The organism is Nocardia sp. CA-136227 (assembly GCF_050955695.1).
In the GTDB taxonomy this organism is placed as follows: domain Bacteria; phylum Actinomycetota; class Actinomycetes; order Mycobacteriales; family Mycobacteriaceae; genus Nocardia.
The window spans coordinates 3,702,768-3,727,263 of record NZ_CP192081.1 but is presented as its reverse complement, the minus strand read 5'-3'; the positions used below and the strand labels follow the sequence as shown (position 1 = coordinate 3,727,263).

Annotated in this window: 24 protein-coding genes; 16 read left to right on the top strand and 8 right to left on the bottom strand. The window is 69.3% G+C overall.

Annotated features, from left to right (window positions below; all coding sequences use genetic code 11):
- The first annotated feature begins 79 nt into the window (after window positions 1–79).
- Entirely contained in the window at window positions 80–1,057 is a 978-nt protein-coding gene (locus ACQP06_RS17055; RefSeq protein WP_433673102.1) for an alpha/beta hydrolase, read from the top strand.
- Here the strand turns inward: ACQP06_RS17055 and ACQP06_RS17050 are convergent.
- From ACQP06_RS17050 to ACQP06_RS17035, 4 genes are all read right to left on the bottom strand, one after another.
- Window positions 1,054–1,569: an N-acetyltransferase family protein gene (locus tag ACQP06_RS17050; protein WP_433673101.1), complete on the bottom strand. Its 516-nt coding sequence runs from the start codon at window positions 1,567–1,569 to the stop codon at window positions 1,054–1,056. The genes ACQP06_RS17055 and ACQP06_RS17050 overlap by 4 nt on opposite strands.
- Before the next feature lie 5 nt (window positions 1,570–1,574).
- Window positions 1,575–2,573, bottom strand: a complete 999-nt coding sequence (gene meaB / locus ACQP06_RS17045; RefSeq protein ID WP_433673347.1) for a methylmalonyl Co-A mutase-associated GTPase MeaB — start codon at window positions 2,571–2,573, stop codon at window positions 1,575–1,577.
- Window positions 2,574–2,680: 107 nt separating this feature from the next.
- Entirely contained in the window at window positions 2,681–4,939 is a 2,259-nt protein-coding gene (gene scpA / locus ACQP06_RS17040; protein ID WP_433673100.1) for a methylmalonyl-CoA mutase, read from the bottom strand.
- Window positions 4,940–4,941: 2 nt separating this feature from the next.
- Window positions 4,942–6,774, bottom strand: coding sequence for a methylmalonyl-CoA mutase family protein (locus tag ACQP06_RS17035; protein WP_433673099.1), 1,833 nt, complete (start codon window positions 6,772–6,774; stop codon window positions 4,942–4,944).
- A gap of 169 nt (window positions 6,775–6,943) precedes the next feature.
- On the opposite strand from ACQP06_RS17035, the gene ACQP06_RS17030 reads away from it, so the two are divergent.
- A complete protein-coding gene (locus tag ACQP06_RS17030; protein ID WP_433673098.1) occupies window positions 6,944–7,642 on the top strand; it encodes a TVP38/TMEM64 family protein in 699 nt (232 codons plus the stop codon).
- 68 nt (window positions 7,643–7,710) lie between these two features.
- On the opposite strand, the gene ACQP06_RS17025 is transcribed toward ACQP06_RS17030, so the two are convergent.
- On the bottom strand, window positions 7,711–8,340 hold the full coding sequence (locus tag ACQP06_RS17025) for a TetR/AcrR family transcriptional regulator (protein WP_433673097.1): 630 nt from the start codon (window positions 8,338–8,340) through the stop codon (window positions 7,711–7,713).
- Window positions 8,341–8,675: 335 nt separating this feature from the next.
- Between ACQP06_RS17025 and ACQP06_RS17020 the strand changes: the two genes are divergently transcribed.
- The 6 genes from ACQP06_RS17020 (at window position 8,676) to ACQP06_RS16995 (ending at window position 13,957) form a co-directional block, all read left to right on the top strand.
- On the top strand, window positions 8,676–9,347 hold the full coding sequence (locus tag ACQP06_RS17020; protein WP_433673096.1) for a response regulator transcription factor: 672 nt from the start codon (window positions 8,676–8,678) through the stop codon (window positions 9,345–9,347).
- 62 nt (window positions 9,348–9,409) lie between these two features.
- Window positions 9,410–9,802, top strand: a complete 393-nt coding sequence (locus ACQP06_RS17015) for a response regulator (protein ID WP_433673095.1) — start codon at window positions 9,410–9,412, stop codon at window positions 9,800–9,802.
- A gap of 14 nt (window positions 9,803–9,816) precedes the next feature.
- Window positions 9,817–11,079, top strand: a complete 1,263-nt coding sequence (locus tag ACQP06_RS17010; RefSeq protein WP_433673094.1) for a sensor histidine kinase — start codon at window positions 9,817–9,819, stop codon at window positions 11,077–11,079.
- A 138-nt stretch (window positions 11,080–11,217) separates the two neighbouring features.
- On the top strand, window positions 11,218–12,090 hold the full coding sequence (locus ACQP06_RS17005; RefSeq protein ID WP_433673093.1) for an ABC transporter permease: 873 nt from the start codon (window positions 11,218–11,220) through the stop codon (window positions 12,088–12,090).
- Entirely contained in the window at window positions 12,087–13,163 is a 1,077-nt protein-coding gene (locus ACQP06_RS17000; RefSeq protein ID WP_433673092.1) for a taurine ABC transporter substrate-binding protein, read from the top strand. The genes ACQP06_RS17005 and ACQP06_RS17000 overlap by 4 nt, the downstream gene beginning before the upstream one ends.
- Window positions 13,160–13,957, top strand: a complete 798-nt coding sequence (locus ACQP06_RS16995) for an ABC transporter ATP-binding protein (RefSeq protein WP_433673091.1) — start codon at window positions 13,160–13,162, stop codon at window positions 13,955–13,957. The genes ACQP06_RS17000 and ACQP06_RS16995 overlap by 4 nt, the downstream gene beginning before the upstream one ends.
- 79 nt (window positions 13,958–14,036) lie before the next feature.
- Here the strand turns inward: ACQP06_RS16995 and ACQP06_RS16990 are convergent, their stop codons facing one another.
- A complete protein-coding gene (locus tag ACQP06_RS16990) occupies window positions 14,037–14,378 on the bottom strand; it encodes a transglycosylase family protein (protein ID WP_433673090.1) in 342 nt (113 codons plus the stop codon).
- A 468-nt stretch (window positions 14,379–14,846) separates the two neighbouring features.
- Between ACQP06_RS16990 and ACQP06_RS16985 the strand changes: the two genes are divergently transcribed.
- The 6 genes from ACQP06_RS16985 to ACQP06_RS16960 all read left to right on the top strand — a co-directional run bounded on the left by ACQP06_RS16985 (window position 14,847) and on the right by ACQP06_RS16960 (window position 20,876).
- Window positions 14,847–15,593: an IclR family transcriptional regulator gene (locus ACQP06_RS16985; protein WP_433673089.1), complete on the top strand. Its 747-nt coding sequence runs from the start codon at window positions 14,847–14,849 to the stop codon at window positions 15,591–15,593.
- A 167-nt stretch (window positions 15,594–15,760) separates the two neighbouring features.
- On the top strand, window positions 15,761–16,840 hold the full coding sequence (locus ACQP06_RS16980; RefSeq protein ID WP_433673088.1) for an ABC transporter substrate-binding protein: 1,080 nt from the start codon (window positions 15,761–15,763) through the stop codon (window positions 16,838–16,840).
- Window positions 16,837–17,673: an ABC transporter ATP-binding protein gene (locus tag ACQP06_RS16975; RefSeq protein ID WP_433673087.1), complete on the top strand. Its 837-nt coding sequence runs from the start codon at window positions 16,837–16,839 to the stop codon at window positions 17,671–17,673. Before ACQP06_RS16980 ends, ACQP06_RS16975 begins: the two co-directional genes overlap by 4 nt.
- Window positions 17,666–18,532, top strand: a complete 867-nt coding sequence (locus tag ACQP06_RS16970) for an ABC transporter permease (protein ID WP_433673086.1) — start codon at window positions 17,666–17,668, stop codon at window positions 18,530–18,532. Before ACQP06_RS16975 ends, ACQP06_RS16970 begins: the two co-directional genes overlap by 8 nt.
- Before the next feature lie 39 nt (window positions 18,533–18,571).
- Window positions 18,572–19,918, top strand: coding sequence for an LLM class flavin-dependent oxidoreductase (locus ACQP06_RS16965; protein ID WP_433673085.1), 1,347 nt, complete (start codon window positions 18,572–18,574; stop codon window positions 19,916–19,918).
- 19 nt (window positions 19,919–19,937) lie between these two features.
- Window positions 19,938–20,876 (top strand): TauD/TfdA dioxygenase family protein, encoded by a 939-nt coding sequence (locus ACQP06_RS16960; RefSeq protein WP_433673084.1) that lies wholly within the window; start codon window positions 19,938–19,940, stop codon window positions 20,874–20,876.
- 71 nt (window positions 20,877–20,947) lie between these two features.
- Here ACQP06_RS16960 and ACQP06_RS16955 read toward each other — a convergent pair whose 3' ends face one another.
- Together ACQP06_RS16955 and ACQP06_RS16950 are read right to left on the bottom strand one after the other, a co-directional pair.
- Window positions 20,948–22,186 carry an SPFH domain-containing protein gene (locus tag ACQP06_RS16955; protein ID WP_433673083.1) on the bottom strand — a complete coding sequence of 413 codons (1,239 nt, stop codon included), beginning with the start codon at window positions 22,184–22,186 and terminating at the stop codon, window positions 20,948–20,950.
- On the bottom strand, window positions 22,186–22,617 hold the full coding sequence (locus tag ACQP06_RS16950; RefSeq protein WP_357082268.1) for an NfeD family protein: 432 nt from the start codon (window positions 22,615–22,617) through the stop codon (window positions 22,186–22,188). Before ACQP06_RS16950 ends, ACQP06_RS16955 begins: the two co-directional genes overlap by 1 nt.
- A 183-nt stretch (window positions 22,618–22,800) precedes the next feature.
- On the opposite strand from ACQP06_RS16950, the gene ACQP06_RS16945 reads away from it, so the two are divergent.
- Together ACQP06_RS16945 and ACQP06_RS16940 are read left to right on the top strand one after the other, a co-directional pair.
- Window positions 22,801–23,625, top strand: a complete 825-nt coding sequence (locus ACQP06_RS16945; RefSeq protein ID WP_433673082.1) for a DUF3097 domain-containing protein — start codon at window positions 22,801–22,803, stop codon at window positions 23,623–23,625.
- Between the two features lie 22 nt (window positions 23,626–23,647).
- Window positions 23,648–24,457, top strand: coding sequence for a hypothetical protein (locus ACQP06_RS16940; RefSeq protein ID WP_433673081.1), 810 nt, complete (start codon window positions 23,648–23,650; stop codon window positions 24,455–24,457).
- Window positions 24,458–24,496 lie beyond the last annotated feature (39 nt).

Below are 24,496 nucleotides of genomic sequence, written 5' to 3'. Positions count from 1 at the left end.
CGCCCGCCGCGAAACCGTCCGCGGAGAACACGCGTGCTGATGTCAAAAAATCGAGGTCAGCGGCGGGATACTCACTGTCATGCATCGGCTGACGCGTTCCCTCGTTGCCCTGATCGCCATATTTGCCGCCCTGATGCCAGCGTCGGCGCACGCCGACCCCGGCGGAGGTTCCGGCATCGTGGACGTGCGGCCGCTCGGCGGACGCCAGTACGAGGTGACCGTCTACTCCGCGGCCATGGGACGCAATATCCCGGTCTGGGTGTCGCACCCCGATGCCCCGGCACCGGCGCTGTATCTGTTGAACGCGGTCGACGGCGGGGAATCCGGCGGCCCCTGGTCCAATCGCACCGATGTCGCCGAATTCTTCTCGGACAAGCCGGTCAACGTCATCACCCCGATCGGCGGGCGCGCCAGCTTCTACACCGACTGGATCTCCGACGATCCGACGCTGGGCCGCAACAAGTGGTCCACCTTCCTGATCCACGAACTGCCGCCGCTACTGGAGTCCCGCTTCCAGATGACCGGGCGCAACGCGATCGCGGGCGCGTCCATGTCCGCGACCTCGGCGCTGAATCTCGCCATCGAGGCGCCCGGCATGTACCAGGCCGTCGGGGCCTACAGCGGCTGTCCGCGCACCACCGACGCGGTGGCGCGCAATTTCGTGCGGTCCGAGCTCGGGCTGTTCCGGGCCAATGCCTTCAATATGTGGGGGCCTGACAACAATCCGGCCTGGGACGCCCACGACCCCGTGATCAACGCCGACCGGCTGCGCGGGGTGGCGCTCTACGTCTCGGCGGGCAATGGCGCGCCAGGCGTGCACGATTCCCTCGCGGATCCGAGCATCGCCGGGAACGTGGCCACGCTGACCGATCGCATGGCGGTGGGCGGGGTCATGGAGACGGTGGTCCGCGGCTGCACGGACTCACTGGTCACCCGGCTCGGGGAACTGGGGATTCCGGCACAGGTCGCCTACCGGAACGGCACGCACGCCTGGCCGTATTGGCAGGATGACGTGCACGATTCCTGGCCGCTGATCGCCGACGCCCTCGGGGTCTAGCCGGCGGGCGTGACAGGCCAGGTGATTTCGAGGTCCTGAACCTCGAAGCCCTGCGGGAAGCGATAGGTGCGAGGCATACCGGCCCGGCCGCCATGGCGTTCGTAGAACGCGATGGCGGCCGTATTGTCTTCCAGCACTTCCAGATACACCGGGTGGCCGGGGAATTCGGCGGCGGCCCACTCGAATCCGTGACGCAGCAGCCGCGTCCCGATGCCGCCGCGCTTGAGGGCCGGGCCGACATGCAGATTGTCGATCAGGACGCGACCGTCCGGTTGCAGCGCCAGATAGATGAATCCCAGCAGTTCCGAACCGGATTCGGCGACGAAGAGGCTGCCGGGCGCGACCTCGGCGGTCAGCCGGGACAGCCACATGGCCTTGTGGTCAGCGGCCAGCGCCCCGTCCAGATACGCCCCGGGCATGATCCCGACGTATGCGGTGCGCCAGCTGGCGGTGTGCAGCGTGGCGACCGCGTCCGCGTCGGAGGCGAGACCGGGGCGGATCCGGATGGTCATGGCGATCAGGGCCGTTCGTCGAAGGCCCGCAGGATCTCCTCGGCGGCCAGCGCCGGGGTGAGGGAGCCGTCGCGAATCTGCTTCTCCACCGGGGCCTTCAGGGCCTTGACGGCCGGGCTGTCGGACAGGCGGCGCAGCAGGTTGTCGTGCACCATGGTCCAGGTCCAGTCGACCTGCTGGCGGCGGCGCTTCTCGGCGAACTCCCCCGCCTCGGTGAGCACCCGGCGGTGGGTGAGCACGGCGTCCCAGAACGTGTCCAGGCCGGTGCCGTTGAGGCCGGACATGGTGAGAACCGGTGGCCGCCACAGCGATTCGCGCGGGTGCACGAGCCGCATGGCGCCCTGCAGTTCGCGGGCGGCGGCCTTGGCCTCGAGCTCGTGGCGGCCGTCGGCCTTGTTCACGGCCACCAGGTCGGCGAGTTCGAGCACGCCCTTCTTGATGCCCTGCAGCTGGTCGCCGGTGCGGGCCAGGGTGAGGAAGCAGAAGACGTCGACCATATTGGCGACGGTGACCTCGGACTGGCCGACGCCGACGGTCTCCACCAGGATCACGTCGTAGCCCGCCGCCTCGAGCAGCACGATGGTCTCGCGGGTCGCCTTGGCGACGCCGCCGAGGGTGCCCGCGGTCGGCGAGGGCCGGATGAACGCGTCGCGCTGCACCGACAGCCGTTCCATGCGGGTCTTGTCGCCCAGGATCGAGCCGCCGGTCAGGGTCGAGGACGGGTCGACGGCCAGCACCGCCACCCGATGGCCCTGGCCGATCAGGTACATGCCGAGCGCGTCGATGAAGGTCGACTTGCCGACACCGGGAACGCCGGTGATGCCCACGCGATTGGACAGCGCCTTGCCCGCGTCGGGGGTCAGCTTCAGCAGCAGCTGCTGAGCCAGTTCCCGATGGTCGCCCCGGGTGGATTCGACGAGGGTGATGGCGCGGGCCAGGCCGGCCCGCTCCCCCGCCCGCACCTGCGCGGCCAGCTGGTCGACGTCGATCACCCGGCGCGCCACGGGGGTGGCGGGCCGGACGCCGGGGCCGGGTCCGGGGACCCCGACACCGGCGGTGGTGCCGAGCCGGGGGTGGTTCTCGCCACCCCCGGTCGCGCGTGCGGCGTCGCTCATTCCGTTGCGCCGCTGCCGATCTCGTGGCCCAGCTGTGCGGCCAGCTTGCCGATCAGGTCGATCGCGGCGTCGGCGATGATGGTGCCGGGGCCGAAGATGCCCGCGGCGCCGGCGGCGTACAGCTCGTCGTAGTCACCGGGCGGGATGACACCGCCGACGGTGACCATGATGTCGGGCCGGCCGACATCGGCCAGTGCCTGCCGCAGGGCGGGCACCAGCGTGAGGTGGCCCGCGGCCAGCGACGAGACGCCGACGACGTGCACGTCATTGTCGGCCGCCTGCTGCGCCACCTCCTCGGGGGTCTGGAACAGCGGGCCCACGTCGACGTCCATGCCGAGGTCGGCGAAGGCGGTCGCGATCACCTTCTGGCCGCGGTCGTGGCCGTCCTGACCCATCTTGGCGATCAGGATGCGGGGGCGACGGCCCTCGGCTTCGGCGAACTCCTCGACCAGTTCGATGGCCTTGCTGATATTGGTCACCTTGCCCGCCTCCTCCCGGTAGACGCCGGAGAGCGTACGGATTTCGGCCTGGTGGCGGCCGTAGACCTTCTCCAGGGCATCGGAGATCTCACCGACGGTGGCCTTGGCGCGGGCCGCCGCGATGGCCAGGGCCATCAGGTTGTTCTCCATGCCGCCCTCGGTCGAGGCGGCCGCGCGGGTGAGCTCGGCCAGCGCCTGCTCGACCGCAGCCGAATCACGTTCGGCGCGCAGCTTTTCCAGCTTGGCGTTCTGCTCGGCGCGCACGCGCGAGTTCTCGACCTTGAGGACCTCAATCGGGGTGTCTTCCTCGACCAGGTACTTGTTGACGCCGATCACCGGCTGCTGGCCGGTGTCGATGCGGGCCTGCGTACGAGCCGCGGCCTCCTCGATGCGCAGCTTCGGGATGCCCTCCGAAATCGCCTGCGCCATACCGCCGTGCGCCTCGATCTCGGCGATGTGGGCGCGGGCGCGCTCGGCCAGCTGGTGGGTCAGCCACTCCACGTAGTACGAGCCGCCCCACGGGTCGGCCGGACGGGTGGTGTTGGACTCCTGCTGGATGAGCAGCTGGGTGTTGCGGGCGATGCGGGCGGAGAAGTCCGTCGGCAGGGCCAGCGCCTCGTCGAGCGCGTTGGTGTGCAGCGACTGGGTGTGGCCCTGGGTGGCGGCCATGGCCTCCACGCAGGTGCGCGCGACATTGTTGAACACGTCCTGCGCGGTCAGCGACCAGCCCGAGGTCTGCGAGTGGGTGCGCAGCGCGAGCGACTTGGAGTTCTTCGGCTCGAACTTGGCGACCAGCTCGTTCCAGAGCAGGCGGCCCGCACGGAGTTTCGCGACCTCCATGAAGAAGTTCATGCCGATGGCCCAGAAGAACGACAGGCGCGGCGCGAACTTGTCGACCTCCATGCCCGCGTCCAGACCGGCCTTGATGTACTCCACGCCGTCGGCGAGGGTGTAGGCCAGCTCCAGGTCGGCGGTCGCGCCGGCTTCCTGGATGTGGTAGCCGGAGATGGAGATCGAGTTGAACTTCGGCATCTTCGCGGAGGTGTAGGCGAAGATGTCGGAGATGATCCGCATCGAGGGCTTGGGCGGGTAGATGTAGGTGTTGCGGACCATGAACTCTTTCAGAATGTCGTTCTGAATGGTTCCGGCCAGCTGCTCGGGCGCGACGCCCTGCTCCTCGGCGGCGACGACGTAGAGCGCCAGGATCGGCAGCACCGCGCCGTTCATGGTCATCGACACCGAAACCTGGTCCAGCGGAATCTGATCGAACAGTTCCCGCATGTCGAGGATGGAGTCGATGGCGACACCGGCCATACCGACGTCACCGGTGACGCGCGGGTGGTCCGAGTCGTAGCCGCGGTGGGTCGCCAGGTCGAAGGCGACCGACAGGCCCTTCTGACCCGACTGCAGGTTGCGGCGGTAGAAGGCGTTGGAGTCCGCGGCGGTGGAGAAGCCCGCGTACTGGCGGATGGTCCACGGCTGGTTCACGTACATGGTCGGGTAGGGACCGCGCAGGAACGGCGCGATGCCGGGCACGCTGTCGAGGGGGTAGCCCTCGGCCACGATGGCGTCGCGGTCGGCCTTGGTGAACACCGGCGGCACGTCGATGCCCTCGGGGGTCGACCAGGTCAGTTGTTCGGGCGCATAGTGATTGGCGGTCGCGGCGGTCTTGACGAACTCCTCGACCTGCGCGGCGCTGACCTCTGCGGGGGCGGTGTCGCCCTCGGCCAGCGGTACTTCGGCGAAATTGCCGATCCGGTGCTTGATATCGCTCATCTCTACGCTCCCAGCTTCTCCAGCAGACCGGACAGAGCCGCCACCGCATCCATGCGCGCGGTCACGAAACCGTCGGGGCGCTGGGCGCCGGTCAGGTCCGCGACCGCCTTCTCGGGTCCGGCCAGCAGCACGGTGGTGACACCGGCCGCCCGCAATTCCTCCACCGCCGCGGCGGCGTCGGTGCCGTACCGCTTGTCCGACCCGCACAGCACCGCGATCGACGGACCGGCCTCGGTGACCGCCTCGATGCCGCCGGAGGCCAGCAGGTTGGTGGAGAAGGTGACACGAACATTGTTCTCCGACACCGGGCCCAGCGGAACCAGGCGCACCCGCGGGCGGTCGCCGTTGGCGGCCAGGTAGACGTCGGAGCGGTTGCGCAGCGCCTCGAAGGCGGCGCCGTAGCGGGCGGTCTCGTCGGCGCGCGCGGCCTCCGACAGCGGCTTCTCGCCCAGGTTCGGGAACTCGTTGACACCGGTGACGGCCGTCTTGCGGTGCGCCACATCGGAATCGCGCCGGGCCTTGGTCTCGCCGATGCGCTCGGCGAGCAGACCCGCCTGCAGCGCGGCCAGGTAGCCGCCGGCGGCCTCGATCTCCTGCATGAACTCCCACGCCTTGGCGGCGAGCTCATCGGTGAGCGACTCCACGTACCAGGAGCCCGCACCCGGGTCCTGCACGTGGCCGAGGTGGGATTCCTCGAGCAGCAGCAGCTGGGTGTTGCGGGCCATGCGCTCGGAGAACGCCTGCGACACCTCGAGTTCCCCGGCGGGCAGGGCGGCGTCGAAGGGCAGCACGGTGACGATGTCGGCGCCGCCGACGCCCGCGCCGAACGCGGCGAGCGTGGTGCGCAGCATGTTCACCCACGGGTCGCGCTGGCTCATCATGGCCGCGGAGGTCACGGCCTGCTGCGGCGCGTTGCCGGCGGACGGAGCGCCGCAGACGTGGGCCACGCGGGCCCACAGCTTGCGGGCGGCACGGAACTTCGCGACCGTCTCGAACTGGTCGTCGGTGGCGGCGAAACGGAACTCCAGCTGCCCCAGCGCATCCACGATGTCGGCGCCCGCGTCGGTGAGCGAGCGCAGGTACTCCAGGCCGGCGGCCACGGCCGCGCCCAGCTCCTGCGCGTCGGAGGCGCCCGCGTTGTGGAAGGCCACGCCGCACACGGTGATCGCGCGGATGGTCTCCGGGCGGGCCACCGCCTGCTGGGCCAGCGCGACCGCGCCGTCCAGGTCGATGGCGGAGGTGCCCGCGAACAGGCTCGTCAGCGGGGTCGCGCCCAGCGAGACGCGGATGTCGGCGCGGTTCGGGACCGTGGTCGCGTTGGCCGCGGCGTAGGCGTCGAGCACCGAGAACAGCTGGGCGGCGGCCTCATTGGCGGCCGGACCGGCGTCCAGGGTGAGCGGGGCCAGCTCGAACAGCAGGCCCCGCAGCGCGGTGGCCAGGCCCTCGACCGGGACGCCCCGCTCGGCGACGCCCAGCTGCACGGCGCTCACGCCGTTGTCGAGCGCGAACAGGATGTCGGCGTTGACGGCCTTGGCGTCCTTACCGGCGAACTTCTGGCTCACGAACCAGCCGCGGTGCACGTCGCGGGTGGCGTCGCCACCGCGCACGTAGGGGAACTGCCCGGGCAGCGGCTGCTCGGGCAGTTCGTCACGGCGCGTGTAGAGCGGGTTGACCGTCAGACCGTCATAGGTCGTGACCGCGAGCAGCTGCTCCGGCTCGTCCGGCAGTTCGCTCGCATCCACCCTGCGGGCCTTCGCCAGCACCCCGGCGACACCCTTGCGCCAGGCGGCATACTCGGGCACCGGATCGGTGTCCGAGTCGGAAGCAATCGGCATAGCTGCTGTTCCTTCTTCCACTCCCTGACCGCGGTGCCCGTTGGGCCGGCATTCGCGCAGATCAACGGTCACTTTGGTTAACGAGCATTCCTCGTCTTTCCCCTGATGCTAGCGGCACCCCGGTAATTGCCGTCTCCGGAGTCTCGCTACCAGCGGGTAACCTGGCGCGGTGCCAACAACCGTGAGCTCCCCGCTCGAGCGCGTATCCGGGCTGCTCAACCGCCTGCGCCAACCCCGCACCCTGGCCTTGCTGATCGGCTGCGGACTACTCTTCACGCTCGCGGCCTTCGCGCCGCATCCGGCACCCCAGCAGATCCGGCAGTGGGCCGATTCGGTCGGGCCGATGCTGCCGCTGGTGTTCTTCGCGGTGCACACACTGGTGTGCGTAGCGCCGTTTCCCCGAACGATTTTCACACTCAGCGCGGGCATGCTGTTCGGGTCGACGGAGGGGCTGACACTCGCCATCACCGCCACCACGGTGAGCGCGGTGCTGGCACTGTGGCTGGTGCGCGCGCTCGATCACGAGCGAGTCCGAGCCCGGCTCACCCATCCGACGGTGCGGGCGGTGGACGCGCGGCTCGCGCGGCGGGGCTGGCTGGCGATCGGATCGTTGCGGCTCATCGCCTTCGCGCCGTTCTCGATCGTGAACTATTGCGCGGCACTGTCTTCCATCCGGTTCACGCCGTACCTGGCGGCCACCTTCCTCGGCATCATCCCGGGCACGGTGGGGACCGTGCTGCTCGGTGACGCGCTCACCAATCGGACCTCCCCCGCGCAGATCATCGTCACTGTCGCATGCCTGGCGGTGGGCGTGATCGGCCTGGTCGTGGACGCTCGCATGACGGTCGGTCAGGTGGACCCGACCTAAGAAATATTGCACCCACTCGATATATTGATTTCGACACGGCCGACGCGGGTCGGTGACCCGGAGGCCGGTCAGTCTCGCGCTGCGGCCCGGTCGGATACGAGGTGGGTGTCCAGGTACTGGCGGACCATGGTGGTCAGGGCGGCCAGCCGCGTGGCGTCCAGTTCCGGCTGAGGGAAGGTGCCGGTGTGGATGGCGAAGCCGTCGAAGCAGAACACCACGATCGAGCCCAGGGCCAGGTTCTGTTCGGGGGTGAGTCCACGGGTGGCGGGCAGGCCACCGCCGGAGAGCAGGGCCGCGGCGTACTCGTCGCGGACCGCCGAGAGGTGTTCGCGCAGTTGCTCATCGGTGCGGGCCGCGATGGTCAGCTCCAGCCACACCGTATTGATGGGGTCGCGGGCGGCGTCGAGCCAGATCGCCAGCACCGCGTCGACGTCGCGCGGGTCGGGCAGCTCTGCCACGTTCGCGCCGAAACGCTCGATCTGGCGGCGACCGACCTCGGCCGCGGCGGCGGCCACCAGGTCGAACAGCGAGTCGAAGCGGCCGAACAGTCCACCGTGCGAGACGCCGGCACGCCGGCACACCTCGTTGACCGTGAGCTTGGAGTAGCCCTTCTCGACGATCGCCCGAATGGTGGCCTCGATCAGCGCCTCTCGCGTCTCGGCGCGCCGCTGGGCCTGAGTCCGCCGTACGGCCGTCACGACACTCTCCTCCAGGCTCAGCACATATCCGATCAACCGATCGTTTTCCTGCGACCACGCTACCAACCTGCCCCCACCTGCTCACAGTCCACCGGCCACCCGCGTGATCCGCGCGAGGACGGTGAGGTCCCCTCCTCCCCACCGCCCTCGCGTCTTCCATGGTCGGCCGCCGCGCCTGCCCCGGGCAGCCTGCCGATACCACTGATCAACGTGGTGCCTGCACCCCCTCACGGGCAAGGGGCACACCGGGATTGGCGCATCCGGATCCGCGGCGGCGTGATCGGGTAGCGCGGTACCCGTGCACGGGGGCGACGGCCGGAGGATCCTTGGATACCGTGAGTAGTACAGCGGTCACGGTCGTCGTGGCCGAGGATTCGATGCTGATCCGCGACGGGGTACTGCGGGTACTGGCCACCGACGACAGCATCGAGGTGGTCGGCACCGCCACCGATTTCGACGCCACCACCGCACTGGTGCACCGGCACGAACCCGACGTCCTGATCACCGATATCCGCATGCCGCCCACCGGGACCGACGAAGGCATCCGACTGGCCCGGCAGCTACGCGCCACCGGGCGGCGCACCGGCGTCATCGCCCTGTCCCACTACGCCGAACCCCGGTACGCGACCGGACTGCTCGACGGCGGGTCCGCCGGGCGCGGATACCTGCTCAAGGAGCACATCGCGCATTTCGACCAGCTGCTCAGCGCGGTGCACGTGGTCGCGGGCGGCGGCTCCATGCTGGACCCGGTGATCGTGGAGACGCTGCTTTCGCGCCGCCGCGAAGACGAACTGGTCGGACGCCTCACCGCCCGGGAAAAGCAGGTGCTCGCCGAGATCGCGGGCGGCGGTAGCAATCGGGTGGTAGCACAACGTCTTTCGCTGTCACAACGCGCGGTCGAGAAGCACATCAACTCGATCTTCGCCAAGTTCGGCCTCACTTCCGATCCCACCCTGGACCAGCGGGTCACCGCGGTGCTGCTGTATCTGGCGGCGCACTCCGGGTAGGGGTGTGTGCACCCTTTCCCGAGGCCCGCCCCGCGTCGCACCATGACAGGCATGGGGCGCACATGACCGAGCAGGTGCGGGTGTGGATCGTCGACGACGGGCCCACCTTCCGGCGCGCGGCCGCGGCGATGGTGGCCGCGAGCGCCGGATTCGTGCTGGCGGGCGAGGCCGACAGCGGCGAAGCGGCCCTCGAACTGACCCGCGGCGCGGGCGCCGGACTGGTGCTGATGGACATCCACATGCCGGGCATGGGCGGCATCGAGGCCACCCGGCGGCTGCGGCGGGCGCATCCCGGCGTGGCGGTGCTGCTCATGTCGACCTACGACACATCCGATCTCCCCCACGAGGTATACCGGTGCGGCGCAGCAGGTTACGTACACAAGGAGACGCTGAGCCCGCAGTTGTTGCGCAGCATCTGGAGCGGGCTCACGCCACCCTCGACACCGGCGGGCTGAACGCCGGGAGCGGGGTGGACTCCGACGGCACCGACGTCCTGGCCCGGATCCGGTTGCGGCAGCTCATCTTCGCGCTGCTGATCGCGAACGGCGTGCTCATGGGACTGACCGTGGCCGTGGCGATCGGGCGGCCGACGATCTGGGTGTTCGCGATGCTGGCGCTGCTGGCCGTCGAATGCGCGGTCTTCGTGGTGGCGCTGCGGATCGCCGCGCGGGGCGCGTTCGAAGCGGCCATCGCCACGTTCTCCGTATGTATCTGGACCGGAGCGCTGGCCGCGTCGTGGCTGTCGCCGTTCACCCTGCACCTGCACGTGGTCGCCGCGATCATCCCGGCCATCAGCGCGATCCCGTACGTGCAGCGCCGCCGTCTGCTGCTGTACTGCCTCGCGACCCTGGCCACCACCTTCGGGTGCGCGGCGCTGGCGCTGCCGGTGGTCGCCTCGGTCGTCGCGCCGATGGTCGCCGAATACTTTGCCACCATCGGGTTTCCGGCCGTGACCGCGCCGATCCTGCTGGTGGTCTGGCACACCGCGGCCACCATGGGCGATATGGCGGTGATCGCGCGCCGCAATGCCGACGCGCTGCGCTCCTCCCAGCGGCTGCTCGCCGAACGCGCCGACCAGCTCACCTCCTCACGCGCGCGCCTGGTGGCGGCCACCGACGCCGAACGGCGGCGGCTGGAACAGGATCTGCACGACGGGGCGCAGCAACAGCTGGTCGCGGTGGCGATCACGCTGCAGCTGGCCCGCGAGACCGTGGCCGCCGATCCGGCCGCGGGCGTCGAATTGATCGGAGAGGCAGGCGAACTGCTGCAAACCGCGATCGCCGAGATCCGCCGCCTCGCCCAGGGCATCTACCCGCCGCTGCTGGCCCGTGAAGGCCTGCCGGGCGCGCTGCCCGCCGCGGCCGCCCGCTCCCCCATTCCCGTACGGGTGCGTGCCGACCGGATCGGGCGGTATCGGCCGGACATCGAAACAGCCCTCTACTACTGCTGCCTGGAAGCGTTGCAGAACAGCGCCAAACACGGCGGGCCCACCGCCACCGTCACCATCGCCGCCCACCAGGGTGACGCCGGGCTGGTGGTCACCGTCACCGATACGGGCGGCGGGTTCGACCCCGATCGCGCCACCGACGGCACCGGGCTGACGAACATGCGCGACCGGCTCGCGGTCATCGGCGGCAGCTTGCGCGTCGACGCCCGCCCCGGCACCGGCACCCGGCTCACCGCGACGGTCCCCACCCGGCCGCTGGCGGACCCGGTTTCAGAATCACGCTGATCCTGGCCCTGTTCGGCGCGCTGCCGCCCCGACAGGATCGGGCCGGACGGTTTCGGTCTCGCACCGGCGCCGCAGGCCCACCCGTCGGACAGAGAGGCACACCCACGTGAGTCCCCACCACGTGCCCGGAACACCCGCATGATCAGTATCGGCGCGACCCGATCCACGACCACCCCCGCCGACCGGGCCCGAATCGCCCTGCCCGCCGGACCGATTCGCGGCCTTGCCGTGCGCGCGGCATCGCTGGCCGGATTCCTGGCCCTGTGGTGGGCCGTCGCCGCCGTGAAACTCGTCGACCCGCAGTTCCTGCCGGGTCCGCAGGCCGTGTGGGACGCCTTCGTGCGCGCCAACAGCTGGCATCAGCTCGCGCCCGGCGTCCCGCGCGAGGTGCCCGGCGAGCAGAACTACTTCCTGTGGGAACACCTGCTGGCGAGCCTGCAACGCATCGCCGCGGGTGCGGGCGCGGCCGTGATCCTCGGTCCGATAGCCGGTTTCGCGCTCGGCACCTCCCGGACGCCGGCGACCATCGTCGGGCCCTACCTCAACTTCGTGCGGACGCTGCCGCCGCTGGGCTACATCGGGCTGCTCATCGTCTGGTTCGGCATCGGCGATACCTCCAAGATCTGGTTGTTGTTCCTGGCCGCCTTCCCGCCCATCGTGATCGCGACCATGGCGGGCGTGCACCAGGTTTCGGCCGACCGGATCAATGCCGCCCGCTCGCTGGGGGCCGACCGGTTGCAGGTCGTCACCCGGGTGCTGCTGCCCGCCACCCTGCCCGAGGTCATCGGCGGGATCCGGGTCGCGGTCGGATTCGCTTGGACCACCGTGGTCGCGGCGGAGCTGAACAACGGCATCCCCGGTATCGGCGGGCTCGCCTTCCTGGCCGGGCAGCAGCTCAATACCGCGCTGACCATGGCCTGCATCATCGTCATCGGTCTCACCGCGCTCACGCTCGACGCGGTTATTAGTTGGATTGGCGCGCTGGTCGTGCCGTGGAAAGGCCAAGCATGAAACGCGTTGCCCGTTCAGTACGCGCAGCCGCGGCCCTGGCGGTCGCCGGGCTGCTCACCGCGTCCCTGACCGCGTGCGTCCAGTCCGGGCGCACCGATCAGTCCCGCGGCGGCGGGGAGCAGGTGGCGTGCCCGGTGGCGGTGGACGAAACTTTCACCGGCACGGTGCGACTCGGCTATCAGGAGATCCCCAACGGGGACCTGATCGTGAAGGACGCGGGACTGCTCGAGACCTGCCTGCCCAAGGCGACCATCACGTGGAGCAAGTTCGCCTCCGGCGCGACCGTGATCCAGGCGTTCGGGTCGAACTCCCTGGATCTGGGTCTGCTCGGCAGCGCGGCCGCCGCCCGTGCCCTGTCCGCGCCGCTGAACATCGGCATGAAGGCGGTGTGGATCCACGACGTGATCGGCGCGGCCGAATCGCTCGTCGTGAAGGACCCGGCCATCACCTCGGTGGCGGGCCTGCGCGGGAAGAAGGTCGCGGTGCCGTTTGCCAGCACCTCGCACTACAGCCTGCTCGCGGCGCTCACCGCCGCCGGGGTCGAGCGCGACGTGACGCTGGTGAACATGCAGCCCGATGCCATCGCCGCGGCCTGGCGGGGCGGCGATATCGACGCGGCGTTCATCTGGGAGCCGACGCTGTCGGAGCTGGTGAAGAACGGGCACGTGGTCACCACCGCCGCCGAGACCGCCAAGGCCGGGAAACCCACCTATGACCTGGCGGGCGCGCGCACCGAGTTCGTGACGGCCAACCCGCGCTTCCTGGAAGTGTGGACCGCGGCGCAGAACTGGGCGGTCACCCTCATCAACACCGCGCCCGACAGCGCCGCCACCCGGATCGCCGCGCAGCTCGGCGTTCCGGTCGCCGACATCCGCAAGCAGCTCGGCGAGTACGGCTACCTCGACGCCGCGGCCCAGGCCGGTCCGGCCTACCTGGGCAAGCAGCTGGGCGCGGATCTGAAGGCATCGGCCGACTTCCTGTTGAGCCAGGGCGAGATCCAGGGCCTGGCGGCGCCGGAGGCGTACGCCGGGGCGGTCTACGCGGGGGCGGCCACCAAGGTCAGCGCGAAATGACCGCCGTGGTCGACCAGCGCGACCGGGTGGTGCTGACGGAGGTCTCCAAGACCTATGACACCCCGACCGGCAGCACCGTCGCGCTGTCCCCCACCGATCTGGTCATCGAGCCCGGCGAGTTCGTGAGCGTCGTCGGGCCGTCCGGATGCGGCAAGACCACGCTGTTGCAACTGCTCGGCGGGTTCCTCGAACCCAGCACCGGCACCCTGCTGGTCGGCCAGGACCGCGTCGACGGGCCGAGCCCCGAACGCGGGGTCGTCTTCCAATCGCCCACCCTGTACCCGTGGCTGACCGTCCGTGGCAATGTCGAGTTCGGCCCGAAGTGTCGAGGCGTGGACAAGAAGGCGCGGCGGGTCGCGGCGGACCGGCTGCTCGCGCTGGTCGGGCTCGGCGACGTCGGCGGCAAGCGGCCCTACGAGCTGTCCGGCGGGATGCAGCAGCGGGCGCAGATCGCGCGGGTGCTGGCCAACGATCCGCGCATCATCCTCATGGACGAGCCGTTCGGCGCGCTGGATCAACTGACCCGCGAGCGGTTGCAGGTGGAGTTGCTGCGACTGTGGCGCGAGGCCGGGAAAACCATTGTGTTCGTGACCCATTCGGTGGAGGAAGCGGTATTCCTGTCCACCCGGGTCCTGGTCATGAGCGCCCGGCCGGGGCGCGTCATCGTGGACCGGGCCATCACCCTGCCCGGCGACGACACGGGCGGTACCCGAGAGTTAGCTGTCACCGCGACGCCCGAATTCCAGGCTCTCGAGATCGAATTGGCGCAGGCGATCTACGAAGCCCACGCGTGATCGCATGGAATACGACAATGGCCCGTGCCGCATCGTTGCGGCACGGGCCATTGTGAATTCCGGCTGAGCGGAACGCCTATTACAGGTAGGCGCCGCACACGGGCCAGGCGCCCCGGCCCTGGCCGGCGAGCACGTTCTCCGCGACGCGGATCTGCTCTTCACGGCTGGCGTTGGCGGCACTGCCCGCGCCACCGTAGGCGTTCCAGGTGCTCTGGGTGAACTGCAGGCCGCCGTAGAAACCGTTGCCGGTGTTGGCGCCCCAGTTGCCGCTGCTCTCGCACTGCGCGACAGCGTCCCAGTTGCCCGAGGCGGCCGAGGCGGTCGCCGTCGACAGCGCGAACGGGACGGACACGAGCGCGCCCACGGCCGCGGTGGCGGCGGCGATACGAGTGCGGGTGGTGAGCTTCCGGTTGCGATGCATAAGTTTGTTTCCTTGCCCCGCTCCCACCGGCCCGTGCTGCTCGCTGCGGGTCCCCGTCCCCAGGGGTATCGGTTGCTCTCGAATCGCGGGACGGAGTTGCCGGTGTTCGTCGATTCGAGCTGGAGCCCGGGTTTCTCCGAGCCGCTAGCGACGGTAACGGAAAGATCTCCGCAAATCACGTATCGATCACGAGCAGTTGACGAAACGATTGCGACGGCACTTTATGTGGTTTACGCAGTTCGACGCGGAGAGTCGGAGAATGACATTTCTGGAATTCAGGCACGAATTTGTGAGCGAGGTCACGCATAAAAGGTGACCCCCATCGCGTAATACAAACGCGACACAGAACGATTCGCGCGCGAAAACGCGGCGTGACCGGCTCGGATCGTGCTGCGCGCAACCGTTGCCCCAGGTCAGAGCACTAGGGATAGTGCCTGGAACGTCGTTTCGGGTCCCCCAGGAGGAACCATGGCCGCCATCGATGAACCCCGGTCCGGAGCCCGCGCTGTCGACCGCGCGATCCACGTCCTGAACTGCCTCGAGGGCGACGATCCCGAGCTGTCGCTGAGCGAACTGGCCCAGCGGGCCGCGCTGCCGGTCAGCACCACGCACCGGCTGGCCCAGGCGCTGGTCCGGGGCGGGCTGCTCGAGCAGGACCCGGCCACCGACCGGTATCGGGTCGGACAGGGGCTGGCCACGCTGGCCCGGCCCGCGCTGGCCCGCCTGGGCCTGGACTCGATCGCGCCGCACCTGTACGCGCTGGCAGCGGGCATCCGCATCACCGTCAGCGTGAGCGTGCCCGAGGCCGACGACGCGGTCACGGTGTTCCAGGCCCGCCCGCCCGTGCACTTCTGCCACCATCAGGTGCCGCGCGCCCGGCAGTCGCTGCACGCCAGCGCGACGGGCCACGCGTTGCTCGCCTACTCCGCCGGCCGGGCCGCGGCCGATGTCGACCTCGACCGGGTCCGGCACCGGGGGTTCGCCAGCGAGCTCATCGAGACCGAGGATCCGATCCGCGCGCTCGCGGTGCCCATCGTCGGACCGCACCGGCAGGTGCGGGGCGCGCTGGCGGTGCAGGCCCGTTCGGCGCGCTTGGATGGCGAGCTGATCCGTGCCGTCGTCCCCGCCATGCGCATCGCGGCCGGGCGGATCGCGCCGTTGTTCCAAAACACCGGCGACACAATGCTTTCCGCCGCCGAGTTTCGCTCACGCTGATTTCCACATCGTGAAATGGCGGTTGCCGGGGCCTCCCGGCCATCGCAGCATGTGAGCACTCCGATCGACCGTCCCCACCCCCCGAAGAGGAATCCCCATGCGGCTCTGTTGTCGTCCCCGCCACGAAACCCATTCCGCGACGGACACATTCACCGAAAGACATCCCCATGGCCTTCTCTCTCCGCCCCGCGCGGGTGCGACGCTCGGTCGCCGCCGCGATCGCGGTCACCAGCGCGGCGGTCCTGCTCACCGGCTGCGCCAAGACCGACGCGGGCACGACCGCCGACGGTAAGACCGTCGTCCGCTATCAGGGCAGCACCGGCCAGGTCACGGCCTTCGAGCTCGCGGCCGACCTCGGCTACTTCACCAAGATCGACCTGCACTGGGAGGGCGACACCACCTCCGGCCCGGCCAATATCCAGGCCGCCGCCACCAAACAGGTCGAATTCGGCAGCGCCTTCAACGGCGCGGTCATCAAGCTCATCGCGGGCGGCGCGCCCGTCACCTCCGTGCTCAGCTCCTACGGTGCCGACGAACTGAACTTCACCGGCTACTTCGTGCGCGACGATTCCCGCATCACCTCGGCGCGCGACCTCATCGGCAAGAAGGTCGGCGTCAACACCCTGGGCGCGCACCACGAATTCATCACCCGTCAGTGGCTGCACGATCAAGGGCTCAGCGACGCCGAGATCAAGCAGGTGCAGCTCGTCGTGCTGCCGCCCGCCAATACCGAGGACGCGCTGCGCAACGGGCAGATCGACGTGGCCGCGCTCGGCGGCGTCTTCCGCGACACCGCCATCGGGCGCGGCGGGATCCATCCGCTCTACACCGACAAGGATCTGTTCGGCCAATTCGATTACGGCACCTATGTCTTCCGCAACGACTATCTGAAGTCGCACGCCGACGCGGTGGCCGACTTCGTGCAGGGCACCGCGCGCGCCACCCGCTGGCTGCAGGTGACACCGCGCGACGAGGTGGTGGCCAAGTTTGCCGACATCATCCACAAGCGCGGGCGCAACGAGAACACCTCGCTGCTGCAGTACTACAAGAGCTCGGGCGTCCCGGTCCCCGGCGGCGTGGTCGCCGAACGGGAGCTGCAGATCTGGATCGACTGGCTGGTCCGCAATGGCGAACTGCCCGCGGGCAAGCTCGCCGCCAAGGACCTCTACACCAACAAGGACAATCCGTACGCCAACGGGAAGTACCCGGCGACCGGCGGCCCGAGCGGCGAGGCGGTGGCGAAATGAGCACCGCCGCGGTCAAACTCGCGCTGTCGGGGGTCCGGAAGGAATTCCCGGTGCGGGGCGAAAAGGAACCGCTCACCGCGATCTCCGATATCTCCGTCGATGTCCGGGACGGTGAGTTCCTGGTCCTGGTCGGGCCCAGCGGTTCGGGCAAGTCCACCCTGCTGGACCTGCTCGGTGGGCTGGATCGGCCGACCGCCGGGCAGATCCTGCTCGACGGCGCACCCGTCACCGGGCCAGGACTCGATCGCGGCATCGTGTTCCAGCAGTACGCGCTGCTCCCCTGGCGCACGGCCCGGGCCAATATCGAATTCGGGTTGGAGGCCAAGGGCATTCCCCGCCGCGCCCGCAAGGGAATCGCCGAACACTATCTGGAACTGGTCGGACTGGCCGGATTCGGCAACCGGTACCCGCACGAATTGTCCGGCGGCATGAAGCAGCGTGTCGCCATCGCCCGCAGCCTGGCCTTCGATCCGGAAGTGCTGCTGATGGACGAGCCGTTCGCCGCGCTCGACGCCCAGACCCGGGAGTCGTTGCAGGACGAGCTGTTACGGATCTGGCGGGCCACCGGCAAGACGGTGCTGTTCATCACCCACGGCATCGATGAAGCCGTCTACCTCGGGCAGCGCGTCGCCGTACTGACCTCGCGGCCCGGGCGGATCAAGGCCGTGGTCGATATCGACCTGGACCGGGCAGCCGACCCGGATGTGCGGTCCAGTGAACGGTTCCGCGAACTGCGCCACCACGTGTGGTCGCTGCTGCACGACGAGGTCGCGCGGGCCCAGGACCTGGAGCAGGCCGCGCTCACCGCCGATCGGAGGAATTCCCATGTCTAGCGCTGTGCAACTGGTCGACGCACCCGTCGAGATCCCGTCCCGCACCGCCGATCGCGCGACGCCGCGGCCGAAACGGGCCGCCTCGGTTCTGCCCACGATCGCCCGCATCGGCTGGCGGATCGGCAAACCGGCCGTGGTGATCGCGGCGTTCCTCGCGGTGTGGGAGGCCGCACCGCGGCTGGGCCTCGTGGACGAGATCTTCCTGCCGCCGTTCTCCACAGTGGTCGGGGCCGGGCTCGAGCTGATCCGCAACGGTCAGCTCTGGGAACACGTGTCCACCAGCCTGACCCGCTCGCTCATCGGCTTCGCCATCGCACTCGTGACCGCGATTCCGGTGGGTGTGGCGATCGCCTGGTACCGGCCGGTCGCGGAATTCCTGAACCCGGTGCTGGAACTGTTCCGCAATACCGCCGCCCTCGCCTTGCTGCCGGTGTTCATCCTGATTCTCGGCATCGGTGAGACCTCGAAGATCGCGCTGGTGGTGTACGCCGGGTTCTTCCCGATCCTGCTCAACACCATCAGCGGCGTGCGGACGGTGGACCCGCTGCTCGTGAAATCGGCCGTCTCACTCGGCTTCTCGCCGCTGTGGCTCTTCCAGAAGGTGATCCTGCCCGCGGCCGTGCCGTCCATCTTCACCGGTATCCGGATGGCAGCCTCGGGCTCGATCCTGGTGCTCATCGCCGCGGAGATGTTCGGGGCGCGCGCCGGGCTCGGGTACCTGATCACCGCCGCGCAGCAGAACTTCCAGATTCCGGACATGTACGCCGGGATCGTCGCCATCGCCGTGGTCGGGCTCACCTACAACGGTGTGCTCGTGGCCATCGAGCGGCGGCTCTCCCGCTGGCGCACGCACCGCTAGCCGCCGCCACCCCTGACACCATCGAAGGATCACTCCCCTATGTCCAACCCCCGCAAGACTTTCCATCTCAACGCCTTCCTCATGGGCGTCGGCCACCACGAGGCCGCCTGGCGGCATCCCCGCACCCGCGAACACCAGGTGCTCGAGGTCGGCCATTTCCAGGAGCTCGGCCGCATCGCCGAACGCGGCAGGCTCGACTCGGTGTTCTTCGCCGACGGGCTCGCGGCCGGACCGCGCATCAAGCGCAACGCCCTGGCGGTCTTCGAACCGGTCACCCTGCTCGCGGCCATCGCCACCGCCACCGAACACGTGGGCCTCATCGCCACCGCCTCGACCAGCTACAACGAACCCTTCAATCTGGCCCGCAAATTCGCGTCCCTGGACCACATCAGCGGCGGGCGCGCGGGGTGGAACATCGTCACCTCCGGCAGCGAGGACGAGGCGTTCAACTTCGGCTTCGACGCCATCCCCGAACACGCCCGCCGCTACGAGCGGGCCGAGGAGTTCGTCGATCTGGCCGTGCAGCTGTGGGACAGCTGGGAATCCGACGCCGTCGTGCTCGACCCCGAGACCGGCGTATTCGCCGACCCGGACAAGGTGCACACCCTCGACTACCGCGGCGAGCGATTCCGGGTCCGCGGGCCGCTGAACTCCCCGCGCAGCCCGCAGGGGCGGCCGCTGCTCGTGCAGGCCGGATCCTCGGAGAGCGGAAAGGAATTCGCGGCCCGCCACGCCGAGGCCGTGTTCACCGCTCAGCGCACACTCGCCGAAGGCCAGGCGTTCTACCGGGACCTAAAGGCCCGCCTGCCCAAGTACGGACGGTCCGCCGACGACCTGAAGGTACTGCCCGGCCTGGTGCCGTTCATCGCCGGCACCGAGGCCGAAGCGCGGGCGCTGGAACAGGAATTCACCGACCTCATCTCCCCCGACTACGCCCTGCGGCAGCTGTCGACGCTGCTCGGCGTCGACCTCACCGAACACGCCCTCGACGCGCCGCTCCCGCCGCTGCCCCCGGAAAGCGAGATCGAAGGCGGCAAGAGCAGATTCACCCTCGTCAAGGAGCTCGCCGAGAAGGAGGAGCTGACCGTGCGCCAGCTCATCGGCAAGCTCGGCGGCGGCCGCGGCCACCGCACCCTCGCCGGCACCCCCGAACAGATCGCCGACGACCTACAGACCTGGTTCGAGCAGGGCGCGGCCGACGGCTTCAACATCATGCCGCCGTACCTGCCCGGCGGGCTCGAGGACTTCGTCGACCAGGTCGTACCGATCCTGCAGCAGCGCGGCCTGTTCCGCACCGAGTACACCGCCACCACGCTGCGCGGCCACTACGGCCTCGCCCCGGTGGAAAGCCAGTTCACTCCCGTCCGCACCCAGGCCACCGCCTGACCCTCGAAAGGAAACCCTCATGACCACCGTCACCGAGCACCCCGTCGGCACCTTCCAGATCACTCCCGTCGCCGGGCACATCGGCGCCGAGATCAGCGGCATCGACCTGCGCGACGACTTCACCGACGAGCAGATCGCGGTCCTCACCGCGGCACTGCACGAATACAAGGTGCTGTTCTTCCGCGATCAGCGCATCGGGCACGCCGAGCAGATCGCCTTCTCCCGCCGCTTCGGCGCGGTCACGCCCTCGCACCCCTACGACGACGACGCGCCCACCGAGCACCCCGAGATCCTCGCCGTCGACAGCCGGCTCTACGAAAAGCGTTTCGGGAAGAAGAAATTCAGCTACACCAACCAGTGGCATACCGACATCTCGCCGCTGATCAACCCGCCCGCCGCCTCCCTGCTGCGGGCCGACATCGCGCCCGAGCGCGGCGGCGACACCCAGTGGACCAATCTGGCGGCCGCCTATGCGGGACTGCCGGATTCGCTAAAGACGCTGCTCGACGGGCTGCGCGCCGAACACCGGTTCGGCGGCAAACTGCCCGTGTGGGACGCCGACAGCGACTACGCCAAGCGCGTCGCGGCGGCGCCGCTGGTCACCGAGCATCCGGTGGTCCGCGTGCACCCGGTGACCGGGGAACGCGTGCTGTTCGTGAACCCCGGCTTCACGACTCGCATCGTCGGCCTGAGCCCGCGGCAGAGTGACGCGCTGCTCGAGCTGCTGTACGCCGAGATCGCCGACCCCGCGTACACGGTCCGATTCCGGTGGGAGAAGGACAGTGTCGCGTTCTGGGACAACCGCGCCACCGCGCATCTCGCGCCCAGCGACCTCGACCATCTCGACGTGACGCGGGTGCTGTACCGCACCACCCTCGAGGGTGAGGTGCCGGTGGGCGTCGACGGCGAGCCGTCGCGCTCGATCTCGGGCGAACGGTTCGACGGTTCCACGAACTGACCGCTACCGACGACGAGGCCCTCCCGGCACTGCCGGGAGGGCCTCACTCGATGTCGCGATCGGGAAATCCGTCAGTGACCCTGCGGGCGCGGCGGCTGCGGCGGGTTCTGCCAGCGCTGGTCCGGCGGTTCCGGCCGGTACTGCGGCTGCACGGGCGGAGTCGGACGCTGGGTGTGCGGCAGCTGCTGCGGCGCGACCGTCGGCGGCAGACTCATCGGCTCGACCGGGGTGCGGGCGTCGGCCTCCGCGGCGCGCACGGCCTGCTGGGTGGCCGGGTCGGTGGCCGTATCGAACCAGTCTGCGACCTCGTCGGAGTCGTCCTCGGTCGAGGATTCCGCGCCGTCAGGGGCCGGCTCGTAGCGGAAGACGCCGTCCTCACCCTGCTTGCCGAAGCCGCGCGCGAACCCTTCGAGGGCCTTGCCGAAGTCGCTCGGCACCAGCCACACCTTGTTGGCGTCACCCTTGGCGACCTGCGGCAGGGTCTGCATGTACTGGTAGGCCAGCAGCTCGGGGGTGGGCTTGCCGTTCTTGATGGCGGCGAACACCTTCTCGATGGCCTTGGCCTGGCCCTGCGCCTGGAGATACGCGGCCGCTCGCTCACCCTGGGCGCGCAGGATGCGGGACTGCCGCTCACCCTCGGCAGTCAGGATCATTCCCTGCTTGGAGCCCTCGGCCGCGAGGATCTGCGCCTGCTTCTGGCCCTCGGCCGTCTTGATCGACGCCTCACGCTGGCCTTCGGCGGTGAGGATGATGGCGCGCTTCTCGCGGTCGGCCTTCATCTGCTTCTCCATCGATTCCTGAATCGACGGCGGCGGATCGATCGCCTTCAGTTCCACGCGCGACACCCGCAGGCCCCAGCGGCCGGTGGCCTCGTCGAGGACGCCGCGCAGTTCACCGTTGATCTGATCGCGAGAGGTGAGGGTTTCCTCGAGGGTCATGCCGCCGACCACGTTGCGCAGCGTGGTGATCGTCAACTGTTCAACGGCGGCAATGTAATTGGAGATCTCGTAGACGGCGGCCTGCGGGCTGGTGACCTGGAAATACACCACCGAGTCGATCTGCACGGTCAGGTTGTCCTTGGTGATGACCGGCTGCGGCGGGAAGGACACCACCCGCTCGCGTAGGTCCACCTTCGCGCGCACCCGGTCCGCGAACGGCACCAGGAAGGTCAGCTGCCCGGACACGGTCCGCGAATAGCGGCCCAGCCGCTCGATCACGGCGGCCTCCGCCTGCGGCACCAGCGCCACCGACTTGAAGACCACCACTACGACCAGAAGTATGAGTACGACGGCGACTATCAGTACAGCCATCACTGCCCTTTCATGACGACGGCGTGCGCGCCGTCGATCCTCATGACGTACACGGTCGAACCGACGGGATAGGTCTCCGAGGCGTCGTACGGGCGCGCACTCCACACCTCTCCGCCGAGCTTCACGCGACCACCGTGCTCGTCGACCGTTTCGAGCACCTTGGCGGTCTTACCCGGCAAAGCGTCCACCCCCGTCTGATGCGGTGGCGGAGTCGCGTAGCGCCGCAACAGGAATGGGCGCACCAGCGCCAGCAGCGCGATCGAGGTGACACCGAACACGACCGCGTCCACCAGCACCGGGGCCCCCGTGAGCGCGTTCACGCCCGCGGTGATGAGTGCGGCGACCCCCAGCATGATCAGCACAAGAGTGCCCGTGAGCATCTCGGCCGCCGCGAGCAGGATGCCCGCGACCAGCCAAACTATTGCGGCCACGCCACAACAGTAACTGTATTTGCGGGGCCCGGCTGCTATTCGTGATCACTCCGAGCCCCGCGACCGGGCACATCGGACACCGATCAGCGGAATCCGTGCACAACCTGCCCAGCAGCCGCCCCGACCGCCGGAATGGGCGCGGCGCGAGCGGGATTCCTGTCCGCCGCCGGTAACCTCGACGCGGTGAGTGGGCACCAGAAGTACGGCGACATCTTCACCGGGCACGCACGGAAACAGAAGCGGGAGGTGCCCCGCGTGGTCGCCGAACGCGACCTCGTCGCCGAGGACGCGGCCACCGGATTCTGCGGCGCCGTAGTCGGTTTCGACCGCAGCTACGACGGCGAGTTCGTCAAACTCGAGGACCGCGCCGGACGCGTGCGACTGTTCGCGATGCGAGAAGCCGCCTTCCTCATCGACGGCCAGGCGGTCACCCTCGTCAAGCCGACGGCCACCGCACCCACGAAACCCACCCGATCCGCCTCCGGATCCACCCGCGTCGAAGGCCACAAAGCGCGCGTCGCCCGCGCCAGCCGCATCTGGGTCGAAGGCATCCACGACGCCGCCCTCGTCGAACGCGTGTGGGGCCACGACCTCCGGGTCGAAGGCGTCGTCGTCGAACAACTCGAGGGCCTCGACCACCTCGGCGCGAAACTCGCCGAATTCCAGCCCGGACCGAACCACCGCGTCGGCGTCCTCGTCGACCACCTGGTCACCGGCTCCAAGGAATCCGGCCTCACCCAGGGCCTCGGGCCGCACGTCCTCGTCACCGGCCACCCGTACATCGACGTGTGGCAGGCCGTCCGGCCCAAAGCCGTCGGCATCCCCGCCTGGCCGGACGTACCCCGCGGCGAGGACTGGAAGACCGGTATCTGCCAACGCCTCGGCTGGGGCACCCCACAGGACGGGTGGCGGCGCGTCTACAACGCGGTCAACTCCTACCGCGACCTGGAAACCCCCCTCATCGGTGCGGTCGAACGACTGATCGATTTCGTCACCGAGCAGGAGTAGCCCGCCAGTTATCCTCGAATACATGAGTTCCCCAAGCGCCTCGCTCACGGTCTGGGCCGGTTCCTGGCTGGCAGGCTGTAGCGCCCCCGACGATGTGCTCGACGAACTGCGCGCTTGGGCTCCGCGACAGACCGTGGCCGCCGGAGACCCCGTCACCGGCGGGCACACGGGGCTGCCGTGGGCGTCCGACGAAGACCCCGCTTCGGTAGCCGGGGCGGGAATCATGGTGCTGCTCAAGATTATTCGCGAGGCCTACACCGGGCCGGAGGCACAGGTTCGACTGGTGCTGCCGATTCCGGGAGATGTGCGGGGCATACCCGTCGGCACCGAGTTCGCGGCCGCCGCAACCGAAGCCGAGGAAGGCATTCTCGTCGGAGCGCCCGGAACCAATGGGACCGGACTCGTACCGGTGTGGACCGATGAGGACGCATTGCAGTGGCGGGTGTACTCCACGCCCGTACCGCTGACCCTCGCGCCGGAAATGCCGTTGGGTGAGGCCGAATACACGATGCGGGAAGCCGTGCGGGATGCGGCGGACGCGTTGGCACAGATGCACACCACCCGACTCGGGTCGGGCGGGGTGCCGCCTCGGGATCTGGTGGAGGCCGAGTTGGCCGGGCATTCCCGGCACAAGTACCCGGATTCGATGCCTTTGCGGGCGCGGCGGATTCTCGATACCGCCGATCAGGTCGCCGCGATCCTGACCGTCGCCGAGCGGGAGCCGGCTTCGGCGCCGACCTCGGCGACCGCGGTGGCTGCTCAGGAGGCGTTGCTGCGGCCGTTGTGGAATGCGATTCGGGCCGCGCGGCTGGCGGCTGTGCACGCTCGCTGAGTGTCCGATTCGTTCAAGAGAATGCGGGCGGGCCGGGCC